We start from the raw sequence: 12,942 nt of genomic DNA on the forward strand, positions 1-12,942 counted from the left end.
TACAACGGGTGAAACAGGGCAGGCATTCCCCGGCGCTTTCAGTAAAGGGGATATTCGAGAAGACGGCATTCTATCGCACCGTTGTAAAAGGGGATGCGCCTTTTTGTCCGTAGGCCGATGCTCTTGGCCAAAGTCAGGTTGCCGGTGAAGATGAAGCCGCTGCACCCTTTCCCTCGCTGCTTGAAGAAATCGCCGATTTCCTTGTACAGTCCTCCCAGCGTTGCAATGTCTCCGGTTCTCTCCCCGTAGGGCGGGTTGACGACGATCACGCCGCCGCCGGGGACGGGCGTCTCGGCGAGCGGGCAGACGGTGAATTCGATTGTCTGCTCCACGCCGGCGGTCTTGGCATTTTGTCTCGCCGCAGCGATGGCTTCCGGATCGATATCCGCAGCGACGATCCGGGCATTGCTTGGATGTTTTGCGGCTCGCGCGTGCAGACGGAGTTTACGCCACTCGACTGGGTCGAACCCCCGCAGATGGTGAAACCCATAATTGCTCCGGAGCAATCCCGGCGCCATCCCCTCAGCCTGAAGCGCCGCCTCAATCGCGAGCGTGCCGCTGCCGCACATGGGATTTATAAAAAATCCTGTTTTGTCCCAGCCGGTTGCGGCGATAACCGCGGCGGCCAGGGTTTCGCGCATCGGCGCCGCGAGCGGAATCTTGCGGTAGCCCCGCCGGGAAAGCGGCTCGCCGGAGGTATCGAGATAAACCTCGACGTCGTTTTCCTTCCAGAAAACATGCACCACCGCCTTGTCCCGCGTCGGTCCGGAATCGGGTCTTCTGCCCCGCCTCTCCAGCATCCGATCCACTATCGCGTCTTTCGTCTTCTGGTTGACGAAGCGGGTGTCGGTAATGGACGGGGTGTCCACCGTCGAGGTGACGCACAGATAGGCGTGTTCTCCCCGATCCCAGAGGATATCCTCCCAGGAGATCCCCCGTACCCCTCGGTAGAGGTCGAAGGGATTATTCGCGCGGAAGGTTTTGAGCCGGTACAAAACCCGATGCCCCGTCCGCAGGTGCAGATTGAGAAGCATTGTGTCGGCGAGCGTTCCTTGCGTCTCGACGGATGCCTCTCCCTCCTTCAGGGCGGAAAAACCGAGGGCGCGGACCTCCCCGACCAGCCACGGAGCGATTCCCTTCGGGCAGGTGATCAGAATTTTTTCTTTATAATCGTTAAGCGGCATCGGCTGGTCTCCTCAAAAATCGTTTGCTATCTTCGCCGGAAGCAGGTAGAAAATCAAGCTGTTTTAATGGCAACAGGTAGATTGCCGACAGGGGAGCTGCTCTGGCAACGCTGAGAATATCAATGCTTTTTGCCGCAGGAGGCGAAAAAAGATGGAACTCAAAAAAAATAGCAATATTCCCTTTTTGATCCTGTTGTGGTTTGTGACGCTCCTTTTTTTCTGGCTGCTGAAACCCTTTGCCTTCCCGATCTTCTGGGCCGCTGTCATCGCCGGCATTGCCCGCCCTTGCTACTCCCGGATAAACAAACGGCTTGGGCGCCCAACCCTGAGTCTCTCGCTGCTCTTTGTTGCCGGTGTGTTTGTCCTGCTGGTTCTGCTGGCGGGGCTGGGGGTGATGATTTTTGATGAAGCCGCGGCCCTGTATCAGATGGCGAAGCCCGGAGAAAACAGCATCAACGCCGGTTTTCAGCGGATTATCGACGCATTTACGGACAACTACTTCGCCCGGCTGGCCGGTGTAAACCGGGAGATGGCGCTTGCCAAGGCAACTGACGCGGTGCGCTCCCTGGCGAATTATCTTGTGATCCATCTGACGAGTATCACGCAAAACACCCTCGGTATGCTGGTCCAGTTCGGCATCATGCTCTACACACTCTTTTTTTTCCTGCGGGATGGAGACAGTTTTATTTCTATGGCGGCAAAAATCCTGCCTGGCGATGAGGAACAGCAGCGATTCCTCTTCAAGCAGTTTATCGCTACGGCCCGCTCGACGCTGAAGGCGACGCTGATCATCGGCGGCATCCAGGGGGCAATCGGGGCGGTTGTCTTTTTGATTGCCGGGGTAAAGGGGGCGTTTATCTGGGGCGGGATGATGGTCGTCATGTCAATCGTGCCAGTTGTCGGCTGCACGATCATCTGGGCGCCGGCTGGCGTCATCATGCTGTTACTGGGCAATGTCTGGGAGGGAATCCTGATCCTCGCCGCCGGTTTTTTCCTGATCAGTGCGGTGGACAATCTGCTCCGCCCGGTTCTGGTTGGACGGGATGTGGAGATGCACCCGCTTTTAATCTTTCTTTCGACGCTCGGCGGGATCGCCCTGTTCGGTTTTTCCGGATTCGTCATCGGCCCGGTTGTTACCGCACTTTTGATTGCCGTCTGGGAGCTGCGCGAGAAGTTTTACCGGAAATAGCTCTATAACCGCTAAACGTCTGCCGGAAGCCTTGACGCTTATGACTTCGGGGCTTGCCTTAGGCGTGGCCGGGGCGTTTTTTACCTTTGCAAAGGCATCCGCAATTCTTGCGGACCAGAAGGGCAAGGGCGGGGAGATATTTCTGTTCTACGGGGCAATCAGCAGGAACGGGGAGTAGCGCCCTTCCAGGTCGTTTTCGGCGATATTTTTGTATTCCTCGGAAAATTCCTCCCAGATAAGCTCCAGCGCCGCGCGCAGGGAGTTGGCCGCATCTGGTTCAAAATCGGGAGCTCCTTCCAGAAAAGCGTTTATAAATAAATTTTTATATGACAGCATCCGATACGGGGGGTGTTCTTCCCCTTGACGCAGCGAGTGGAAGAACCGGCCGGCTTCGCTGCGCGAAAGGGGGGTAAACGACTGGCCGCCGTCCAGAATTTTGTGCGCCCAGCGGGTGAACAGCAGGGAGTGAACGTCCTTGCGTTCGGCAAGTCGTAACTGATCAGCGTGGCCCACGGGCGACAGGCGGGCCAGCATCCGGTCGAGGGCCTGCATCATGCGGAGCTGCTCTCGGGCGTGATCCAGCTCCTCCATACTGGCAAATTCATTGAATGGTTCGTCATTTTTATCGCCCGTGAAAAAGTGGGGGCGCTCCCCAAGGAGGCCGTCCAAAGTGTCGCCCCAGGGGCTTCCCCAGAACTCGTTTTTCCAGCCCTGGCCAAAGAACCAGCTTTCCTGCCGCCACCGTTTTGCGTCCCGTTGCAGGCTGACCGCAAAACCGTATCCGGAGCGAAAGAGAGTCAAAAGGGAGTGTTTGCGCAAAAGATTTTCTGCTGCGGCGCTATTATTGCCGCAGAGACGCTCCAGAACGATATTCAAGTATCCTGCTGCCTGTTTGCAGGAAGCGGCAAGAACATCCGGATCGGAGAGCTCGGGGAAGTTTCCGGCGGCGATAATCCGGTTGGCAAGATCGGCGAATTCCAGAGAGAGGCGGTCAAATAGCAGGGAATCGGAAATGCGGGAAAGAGACAGGGAAAACAGACTCTCCTTGGCAACCTGTAAAAGCGGCAGCGTGGGGATCAGCTCGTTTTCGCTCTGGTCAAAGAGTTTGCCGGGCGCAAGCGGCAGCGTTTCCGCGTCGAGGGCAGACACGGCAAGCGGGGCGTAAACTGCAATCGCCTCTGCAAACGGGAGAAAACCATGCTCGGCGATGCGGTTGTTCCTGAGGCGGTACAATTCCTCCTCCGCCTCGGTGGGGCTGAGCGCGGCAAGACCGAAGAGCAGTTCCTGATACTCTTCGTGGTCGTTCTTTCCCAGCAGGGAAAGCAGCTCCTCGATCGTCTCCTGGTCCTCTTCGTGAAAGGCCTTGATGTAGAACCGTCCATCCAGCGTAAACCAGGTGTTCGGGAGGTCAGTGTCATCACCCTCATCCTTGATGATCACCTCGGCCATGCGGAACAAAAGCAGCGACAGAAATGTCTGCTCCTCTTCGAACAGCCAGGCGGACAGCCTCTCCGGATCGGCTTCGGCAAGGATTTTCAACCAGCCCAGGGCCTTTTGGGGGGACAACAGATCCTTGCGCCAGACATCGAGATCAACCAGATACTGCCATTGTTCTTCGCTCGCAACTTCAAGTAGGGCAAGGCAGTCCTCTTGGCCGATGCGCTTGACGATCCAGAAAAGATCCTCGGCGGGCAATTTCCGCACCAACTCCCCGGGGTTTTCGCTGTCGAGGATGCGCTGGAGCAGCTTGTCGCCGGAAAGCGACAGCAAATCAATATTGCTGGCTTTTCCGTAAAGGCGTTTTGATAAAGTTAATGGTGAAGTCACTATTTATAGCTCCTTTTCCTCTGTGGGGCGTAGAAAGGCTGCTCCGTTTTCGTCTGCAGCGGCGATTCATTGCGCGGCCAGACTGGCGGCAAGCGCTTCCTCCTCGTTGTTTACTCCTTTTCCGTACGGAGTTTTTCGTAAATGCCTGATATCGTTGTCAGCGGAACTTGTCAATGAAAAAGCTTGAACGCAGCAGGGGACTTTTCTTGTAGCCGTCAATTATCCCCGCCGATGTTCGGTATAGCTCATGGAATCTCGTGAAATCCCCACTTCGATCTGGCCATATGCCCAGATCGGAGTGGGGATTAATAACTCTATCTGCGTAATTATCTAATTATAGTAGTAAATTAAAATATGATTTTCTGGCATGTTTATTGCGTATTTTGCAACGTCATCAAGGAAGGCGGCGCTCGGCCGCTCGGAATTCTGTGCACCGGTTGCGGGGCCGTTATGTTTTCCATTGGCACCAAATCTTATAGTTGTAGAATCCGACATCCTAAAAGTTGTTTCTGTCCAATATCAAAATCAGCCATTAAAAATCAATTCTTGTAAGGAGGATCTGACGTCTATGGGAATCTCTCGACGGAAATTTTTGCAGTATTCAGGGCTTACCGCAGGATCTATTCTTTTGCCTTCCGGTATGGCGGTATCCTCGGAAAAAGTCAAAGCATTTCCAATGCATAAGCCAATCAGGGAAGCCGCCACGATCTGTCCTTACTGTTCCTGCGGCTGCGGGTTGCTCATTGCCACGGGGCCCGATGGACACATCATCAATGTGGAGGGGGACCCCGACAATCCCGTCAACCGCGGGGCGCTCGATCCGAAATCTGTCGCCGTCCGGCAACTTTCCCAGAGCCCGTTGCGCCTGAAAAAGCCTCTATACCGAGCGCCGGGCAGCGACAAGTTTGAGGAAAAGGACTGGGATTGGACGATTGCCGAAGTGGCCAAACGGATCAAAACGACCCGGGATGCCACCTTTCAGAAGACAAACGACAAGGGCGTGACGGTGAACCGCAACACCGGCATTGCCTTTATGGGCGGCGCCGCCAACAACAATGAGGAAGGTTATCTGGCGGCCAAGTTAAGCCGTGCTCTGGGCATGGTGTATATCGAACATCAGGCCCGGGTCTGACACTCATCTACTGTGGCCGGTCTGGCCGCAAGTTTTGGTCGGGGTGCAATGACCAATACCTGGGTGGATCTGAAAAATGCCGATGTGATCCTGGTCGACGGCTCCAATTGTGCAGAAAATCACCCGGCATCGATGACCTGGATCAATAAGGCGAAGGATGACAGAGGCGCGAAGCTCATCGTCGTGGATCCCCGTTTCACAAGGACGGCCTCGCAGGCAGACCTTTACGTCGCGATCCGCAGCGGCACCGATATCGCCTTCTTCGGCGGAATGATGAAATACCTGGTGGACAAGCAATTGATCCAGAAGGAGTACGTGATCCATTATACCAATGCGGCCAACGTAATCGCCCCCGGCTTCAAAGGCCCCGCGGATCTGGATGGCGTGTTTTCAGGGTTCGTGGATAACGGCGACGGTTTCGGCAAATATGATCAGGGCACATGGAAGTACCAGATCGATGCCCAGGGAAACCCGCTCCGGGACGAGACCCTGCGGAACCCCGGCTGCGTGTTTCAGATTATGAAGCGTCATTACGCCCGGTATACGCTAAAAACGGTCTCCGGAATCACCGGCTGTCCGCCGGACAAACTGGAGGCGGCCTATAAACTATACGCCTCCACGGGGGCCCGCAACAAATCCGGGACCATTCTCTATGCCATGGGGCAAACGCAGCATACCGTGGGATCTCAGAACATACGCTGTATGGCCATGATCCAACTGCTTTTGGGCAACATGGGCGTTCCGGGAGGCGGGGTGAATGCGCTGCGCGGCGAGTCCAACGTCCAGGGGTCGACGGACCAGGGCATCCTGGCGCATCTGATTCCCGGATATTTGGGCATCCCCAGGGCGGGGGATCATCCCACATTGGCCGCCTACCTTGAGAAGGAAACCCCCAAAACGGGCTACTGGTCCAACAAACCGAAATTCTTCGTCAGTCTGCTGAAGGCTTGGTGGGGAGATCATGCAACTGCGGAAAACCAATTCGCCTATGATTATCTGCCCAAGGTGGAGAGTCCAGCCAAACATTACTGGATTAGTCTGTTTGAGGATATGTACGCCGGGAAAATTCAAGGCCTGTGGCTCATGGGACAGAATCCGGCGGTCAGCGGACCCAATTCCCGGCTGGAGCGGGAGGCCCTGAAGAAACTCAAATGGATGGTCGTTCAGGAGATCTTCGATACCGAAACCTGTTCGTTCTGGCGCGCCCCGGACGTAAAACCCGCCGATATCAAGACCGAAGTCTTTATCCTGCCGGCGGCGGACGCCATGGAGAAAGAGGGAAGCATCGCCACCAGCGGCCGCTTGATTCAATGGCGCTCCCAGGTGGCCGCTGCCCCAGGGATGGCGCTGCCGGATCATCAGATCCTCAATCTTATCGCGCTTAAATTGAAGGCGCTCTATGCTGCCGCCCCCGGACCCTTCGCCGATCCGCTCCTTCATCTCAACTGGGATTACGGCAAGGAATTGAGTGTGGAGAAGGTGGCCCGGGAACTCAACGGATATGCCATTGCCCCGATCAAGGATCCGCAGGGCAATATCGTCGCCCGGGAGGGAGAAATCCTGAAAACGTTCGGCCTGTTGCAGGCAGACGGGAGCACGGCGTGCGGCTGCTGGATCTATGGGGGATATTTTGCGCCCGCCGATGACGGGACCGGGAAGATGATGCCCGCAACCAAGCGTCGGGGGCAGAAAGACCCCGGTGGGCTGGGAATGTACCCGTTCTGGGCCTTTGCGTGGCCGGCCAACCGGCGCATCATTTACAACCGCTGTTCCGCAGATCCCAACGGCAAGCCCTGGAGCGAGGAGAAAAAACTGATCTGGTGGGACATGACCCAGAAAAAATGGGTGGGCTACGACGTTCCCGATTTCGCCCCCACCAAGGCCCCTTCGGATCCCGGCGGGAAAGATCCTTTCATCATGCGCGCGGACGGGCGAGGGGGGCTCTTCTCCCCCCTCGGCGAGGGACCGCTGCCGGAACACTACGAACCCCTGGAGACGCCGGTCGCGAAGAATCCTTTTTCTTCCCGCCTGCACAATCCGGCAATCAAAATCTGGAAGACGGATCAGGGGAAAGCGATTGGGGACAATGTGGGGAAGCTGGACAAATTCCCCATCGTGGCCACGACATACCGGGTTGTCGAGCACTGGCAGGCCGGGGGGATGTCGCGCTGGCTGGACTGGCTGACCGAATGCCAGCCCCAGATGTTTGTCGAGATGAGCAAGGAATTGGCGGCCGAGCGCAGGATTGGTAACGGAGATCGCGTCAAAGTCAGTTCCGCCCGAGGGGAAATCACAGCGGTAGCGGTGGTTACGGCCCGCTTCAAGCCTTTCATGGTGGAGGGAAAAACCGTCCACCAAGTCGGAATGCCCTGGCATTTCGGATGGGCCGGCCTGGCGACGGGAGATACGGCCAACGATCTGACGCCCCACGTGGGGGATGCCAATACGACGATTCCGGAATACAAGGCATTCCTGGTCGATATCAAAAAGGCATAGAAAGGGGAGCTTATGGCGCGCAAAGCGATGTTGATTGACGAATCCAAGTGCACCGCCTGTCGCGGATGCCAGGTGGCCTGCAAGCAGTGGAATGAACTTACGGGGTGGAATTATTCAAAGACCGTCAACACAGGCGGCTATGAGAATCCTCCGAAACTTACCCCGCAGACGTGGACGCGGATTAAATTTACCGAATATGACGGCCCTCAGGGATTTAGGTGGCTTTTTCTGAAAGAAGGCTGCATGCACTGCGGAGAGGCCGTCTGTGTGGACGTCTGTCCGACGAAGGCCCTGAAGAAGCAGGCCGACGGCAGGGTGACGCTGGAGCCGGATCTGTGCAACGGCTGCGGTTACTGCTCCCAGTTCTGCCCCTTCGGCGTCCCTAAACTTGAAGTTTCCAATGTGCTCACAGGGAAGGCTAAGGCCTCCAAATGCACCTTCTGCCAGGACCGTACGGATAACGGTCTGATTCCCTCCTGTGTGAAGACCTGCCCGGCCCAGGCCCTCCACTGGGGTGACCGGGACCAGATGATCGCGGCGGGAAAGAAACGGGTGGAAACGCTCAAGACCCGTGGATTCGCCGCGGCCAATCTCTATGGGGAGGAGGCCGTTGGCGGGCTCGGGCGCCTGTATGTGCTGGTCGAAAAACCAGAGGCCTATGGACTTCCGGCGAATCCCCAGTATCCAGCCCTGGCCGTGATGTGGCAAAACGTCATTCAGCCTTTGGGCAAGATTGCCATTGGGGGAACGGTGCTGGGGACCTTGGTGGCCTGGTTGATTATCCGCCGGAATATCAATATGGAGGAAGTCGAATGAACGGTCAAGGAGAAAAAGCAGGACATGTCTTCCAGATCCGCTGGATCCCGAAGTACACATTTGTAGAGCGTTTCCTGCACTGGATTAATACCGCCCTTTTCATCCCTCTGGTGGTCACAGGTCTCGTTCTCTATCTGGACGTTTTCAAACCCCTGGCTCAGGGGGACGCCGGGCAATGGATGCGCCTCATGCACCGTTTGACAGCAATTCTTTTCATCGCGGTACCCTTGATATACGGCATCCTGCAACCGCGGCGCTTGTGGATGCATTTGAAAGAGTTCGGCTTTGGAAGGGATGATCTGGGCTGGCTGAAAAACGCCTTCGGTTATTACGTATGGGGAAAGCACGATGCCATGCCGCCGCAGGGCCGGTTCAATACCGGGGAAAAGATCAATGCGGTGGTCATGATCGTCTCCTGGATACTGTTCGTAGTCAGCGGTTTGATCATGTGGTACGGCAAGGGAATCGTATCGCCTGAACTGTTCCGCTGGATGGTGGTGGTCCATGACCTGGCCATGATCGTCGCCTTCTGCATGCTCATAGTCCATCTGTTTCTGGCGGTGGCGCATCCGCTGATGTGGGCCGCCCTGGTCAGCATGCGTTTCGGCGTCACCTCCGCCACTTATGCGGCCGAACACCATGCGAAGTGGTATTATGGACCCAAGCGGGCGAAGGAACTCTACGAAGCAAAGAAGAAAAATGCTTCCCACGGAGACTAATTGAAGGAGGAAGAGGTATGTCCAAAATCCTTGTTGTTGATGACGATCCCGATTTTATCAAGATTACCCGGACGATTCTGCAGTTTCAGAACCACGAAGTGTTGACGGCGGCCAACGGGGAGCAGGGGCTGAAGGTAATGCGGGAGGAAAAGCCCGATCTGGTCATCCTGGATGTCATGATGTCCTATATCCTCGACGGTCTGGATACCCGCCGCCAGATGGCAGCCGACAAGGATCTCAAGGATATTCCGGTGATCATGGCCACTTCACTCACCGGGGACCGGGTGCGCAGTGAACTGCCGTCCGACGAATACGTCCCCGCTTCTGAATGGATTCACAAACCCATCGACCCGGACAAACTTCTCGAACAGGTCAAAAGGATCCTCGGATAAAAAGTGCCGGTTGAGGGGGCCCGTCCATTGTTAGGGCGCGCCTCTTCAACCCTTCGAGTCTTCACCCGGCGGGGCGGCGGCCAACGGCAGCGTGAAGCAAAAGAGGCTCCCCTCGCCGAAGGTGGATTTTACCTCGACGTTGCCGCCGTACCCTTCCACAATGCGTTTGGCGAGAGGCAGTCCCAGCCCCGTTCCCCGCCGCACCATCTTCTTTGCCTCTACGGTCCGAAAAAATTCGTTGAAGATGAAGGGCAGATCCTGCGGCAAGATGCCGATCCCCGTGTCCTCAACGTCCCCAATAGCGTTTCTCTCATCCCGGGATAGCGTTACCCGGATGCGCCCCCCGCTCCGGGAGTATTTGATGGCGTTGGAAATCAGGTTGGTCCACAGATGCTTCATGTGATTGGGGTGGACCTCCACCCTGGGATTATCAAGGATGGTCAGCGTCAGCAAAAGCCCCTTCCCCTCGGCCTCGGTTTTCAGGGAAGGCAGAACATCTTCCAGTTCATCCCCGAGTTGCACAACTGACCGATTCTCCGGGGACATTTCCTGTCTTGCGGTGGCCAGATTCATCAGGCTGTCGACGAGGTTCAACAGATCCTCGGAACGATCCAAGGCGTGCTGGATCATCTCGTTCCATTTTTCCGGAGGGACATACCCCTTCAGCAGAATGAGCAGAAAACTCTGAAGGGCGGTGAGCGGGGCGCGGAATTCATGGGCAATCGTAAGCCGGAAGGCGGCCGGCGCCAGGAAATCCTTGTCGAAAAGCTCGGAGGTCTCCAGCTCCCCCTCGGTGACGGACAAAAGGCGGGAGACATCCTGCTCGAAAATCTGAAGCCTTCTAAATTCCAGGGCCTTCCTGCGCCATTCCAGGGCACGGTCGATGCGCAGCGACAGGAGTTCGGGAATGATTGGCAGTAAAATGAGATCGTAAAAACCCGACTTCACCATTTGCAGAGCCCGATTCCATGTTGAGGGTCCGCTCAGCAGGATGCATGCCCTTTCGGGGTCATCCACCGTCAGGTTCTCATGAAGATTCGTCTCCGGCTGATCCGGGAGCAGCGCGGCATCCATGAGGATGATATCGATATCCTTTCCGGGGGGCGCGCATATCCGCTCCGGCAGGGTAGCGGTCATCTGGACGGAAAAGCGCCCCGGCTCCAAAGCCTGAAGGCAGGCCTTCTGGAGGTCGGTATTTCCACTGATGATAAGGATCATTACTTTGGTTTCCATAGCTTGTTTACTGGATCAGCGTATCTGAGGCATTTGCCCCTTTCCGGGATGATTCCGTTTTGGGCGGAATTATCGGCAGGGTTATGATAAAGGTCGTTCCCTTGCCAACTTGACTGGATACCTGAATCTGGCCGCGATGCATTTTAATAATTCCGTAGACGATGGATAAACCCAGCCCCGTCCCTTTTCCGAGGGGTTTGGTGGTAAAGAAGGGGGTAAACAGTTTCTCCAGGTTCTCTTCCGCGATGCCGTGGCCTGTATCCGTCGTCACGATCTCCACTGTCCGCCCTATGGAGAACCGGGTGGTGATGGTGATGACGCCGCCCGACATGGCGTCGGCCGCATTATTGAGCAGGTTGACAAACACCTGCATCAATTGGGCCGGGTCTGCCTGAATGAGCGGCAGATCCGGAACAAAATGCCGGATGATCTGCACATGTTCGAAACTTGGTTGACTGCTTACGCTTTTAATCGCCTCCTCCAGGATAACGTGCAGATTGCTCTGCTGGGTCAGCATTTCCTGCTCGCGGGCAAAATTCAACAAGTTGGCGACAATCCGCTTGCAGCGGTGGGTCGCATCGATGATCATCTTGAGATCCTCCCGTTTGGCGTCGTCATCCCCGGCTTCCCGATAGAGGGTTTCCGAGTATAGCATGATGGCGCCCAGGGGGTTGTTGATCTCATGGGCGACCCCGGCGGCCAGTTGGCCCATGGATGCCAGTTTTTCCTTATAGACCAATTCCTTCTGGATTCTGTCGAGCGTTTCCACCATGGTGTTGAAGGAGTGGCCCAGCGCTGCCAGTTCCCCTTTTCCGGACACCTTCACCCGAACGCTCATATCCCCCTCGGAAAGGCGGCGATTGGACTCCACCAAGGCGCCGATTGGCTTGATGAACAATCGGGCGATCGGCACGGCGATCAACCCTGCCAGAAGAATGCAGACGAATGCAATCAGAGCGACCTGGTTGTTGAATTCGTGAACCAAGGTCAGGAACAACGATTCCCTGGCGCCCACATAGAGGCTCCCCACAACGCGACCCCGGCTGTCCATGAGGGGGGTATACCGGGTGATGAACCACTCGTTTACCACATAGGCACGGCCCACATAATCGCGACCCTCCGAGAGAACTATGTTGCGGACCTCCTGCGATATCCGGGTGCCCACGGCGCGTTTTCCCTGCTCGGCCATAACGTTGGTGGATACCCGCAAGTCGCCAAAAAATATGGTGACCGTGTCGATCCCTGCCACCTCCTTGATGCGGTCCACCAAATTGAAATCGTTGTTGAACAGATACACCGATAAAACCGCGCCGATGATCCGCTGATCCTGGTTGCGCAGCGGATAGACCCCGGTCAGGGCGAGGCCGGCTGTCCCTTCCCGCGGATCAAAAGGCTCCGGGGCGGCCAGCGGCGTCTCGATCAGAGGAATGTACGCCTGCTGATCCAGACCAACCTGGGCCAATAGTTCCTTCGATATAACTTCGGTGGCGGTCTGTGGTTTGCCTGTCTCCAGAGCCTCCTGAACGATTGGCAACCATTTCCACTCGCCTTGCAAAAGCGGGGCCGACAGTTGCCCTGTTTGGGAGAGAACCCGGCCGACAACCGTACGCCCTTGTTCATCCAGGACGGCAATAAAATGGGTACCGCCGAGGGCAAGCACGGAGATTTTATTAGTGATCTGCTGGTCGATGATCCGTGTGGCGTTGGCTTCTCCCCGGGCGGCGGCTGACAGACCATCGATAATCCATGTATCCAGAGACAAGCGGTGGCTGATGGCCTCCACCTCCTCCAGTTTGAGCCGGTAAAAGGCCTTCGCCAGATCCATGTCCCGGGATACAAGATTCGCTTCCGCCTTGGAAAGATAGGTACGGATAACCCGGGATGTGACCAGTGTATCCAGACCGATGGTGAGTCCGGCCACCAGGGCGAAGGAGGCGATCAGCACTTTTTGCAA

Annotated in this window: 10 protein-coding genes; 6 read left to right on the forward strand and 4 right to left on the reverse strand. The window is 56.3% G+C overall.

From position 1 onward, the window contains the following. Window positions 1–38 precede the first annotated feature (38 nt). Entirely contained in the window at window positions 39–1,184 is a 1,146-nt protein-coding gene (locus tag K0B01_01795) for a methyltransferase (GenBank protein MBW6484870.1), read from the reverse strand. A gap of 151 nt (window positions 1,185–1,335) precedes the next feature. Between K0B01_01795 and K0B01_01800 the strand changes: the two genes are divergently transcribed. Together K0B01_01800 and K0B01_01805 are read left to right on the forward strand one after the other, a co-directional pair. Continuing rightward, window positions 1,336–2,373 (forward strand): AI-2E family transporter, encoded by a 1,038-nt coding sequence (locus tag K0B01_01800; protein ID MBW6484871.1) that lies wholly within the window; start codon window positions 1,336–1,338, stop codon window positions 2,371–2,373. A 31-nt stretch (window positions 2,374–2,404) separates the two neighbouring features. Further along, window positions 2,405–2,551 (forward strand): hypothetical protein, encoded by a 147-nt coding sequence (locus tag K0B01_01805; protein ID MBW6484872.1) that lies wholly within the window; start codon window positions 2,405–2,407, stop codon window positions 2,549–2,551. Here K0B01_01805 and K0B01_01810 read toward each other — a convergent pair. Continuing rightward, complete coding sequence (locus K0B01_01810) at window positions 2,521–4,200, reverse strand: hypothetical protein (GenBank protein ID MBW6484873.1); 1,680 nt, start codon at window positions 4,198–4,200, stop codon at window positions 2,521–2,523. The two genes, K0B01_01805 and K0B01_01810, sit on opposite strands and share 31 nt — an antisense overlap. A 568-nt stretch (window positions 4,201–4,768) precedes the next feature. On the opposite strand from K0B01_01810, the gene fdnG reads away from it, so the two are divergent. Genes fdnG through K0B01_01830 form a run of 4 tightly spaced genes read left to right on the forward strand, consistent with a single transcriptional unit; the run spans window position 4,769 to window position 9,755 of the window. Continuing rightward, the gene (gene fdnG / locus K0B01_01815) at window positions 4,769–7,828 is read left to right on the forward strand and encodes a formate dehydrogenase-N subunit alpha (GenBank protein MBW6484874.1); all 3,060 of its coding nucleotides are present in this window, start codon (window positions 4,769–4,771) and stop codon (window positions 7,826–7,828) included. Between the two features lie 12 nt (window positions 7,829–7,840). After that, entirely contained in the window at window positions 7,841–8,644 is an 804-nt protein-coding gene (locus K0B01_01820; GenBank protein MBW6484875.1) for a 4Fe-4S dicluster domain-containing protein, read from the forward strand. After that, window positions 8,641–9,363, forward strand: coding sequence for a cytochrome b/b6 domain-containing protein (locus K0B01_01825; protein ID MBW6484876.1), 723 nt, complete (start codon window positions 8,641–8,643; stop codon window positions 9,361–9,363). The genes K0B01_01820 and K0B01_01825 overlap by 4 nt, the downstream gene beginning before the upstream one ends. 17 nt (window positions 9,364–9,380) lie before the next feature. Further along, window positions 9,381–9,755, forward strand: a complete 375-nt coding sequence (locus K0B01_01830; protein ID MBW6484877.1) for a response regulator — start codon at window positions 9,381–9,383, stop codon at window positions 9,753–9,755. Window positions 9,756–9,800: 45 nt separating this feature from the next. On the opposite strand, the gene K0B01_01835 is transcribed toward K0B01_01830, so the two are convergent. Further along, window positions 9,801–10,973, reverse strand: a complete 1,173-nt coding sequence (locus tag K0B01_01835) for a hypothetical protein (GenBank protein ID MBW6484878.1) — start codon at window positions 10,971–10,973, stop codon at window positions 9,801–9,803. 22 nt (window positions 10,974–10,995) lie between these two features. Then, entirely contained in the window at window positions 10,996–12,942 is a 1,947-nt protein-coding gene (locus K0B01_01840) for a cache domain-containing protein (protein MBW6484879.1), read from the reverse strand.

The organism is Syntrophobacterales bacterium (assembly GCA_019429105.1).
In the GTDB taxonomy this organism is placed as follows: domain Bacteria; phylum Desulfobacterota; class Syntrophia; order Syntrophales; family UBA5619; genus DYTH01.

Coding starts and splice junctions, on each gene's coding strand:
- K0B01_01830 (MBW6484877.1), top strand. CDS start 9,381: ATGTCCAAAATCCTTGTTGTTGATGACGATCCCGATTTTATCAAGATT.
- K0B01_01825 (MBW6484876.1), top strand. CDS start 8,641: ATGAACGGTCAAGGAGAAAAAGCAGGACATGTCTTCCAGATCCGCTGG.
- K0B01_01820 (MBW6484875.1), top strand. CDS start 7,841: ATGGCGCGCAAAGCGATGTTGATTGACGAATCCAAGTGCACCGCCTGT.
- K0B01_01795 (MBW6484870.1), bottom strand. CDS start 1,184: ATGCCGCTTAACGATTATAAAGAAAAAATTCTGATCACCTGCCCGAAG.
- K0B01_01835 (MBW6484878.1), bottom strand. CDS start 10,973: ATGATCCTTATCATCAGTGGAAATACCGACCTCCAGAAGGCCTGCCTT.
- K0B01_01800 (MBW6484871.1), top strand. CDS start 1,336: ATGGAACTCAAAAAAAATAGCAATATTCCCTTTTTGATCCTGTTGTGG.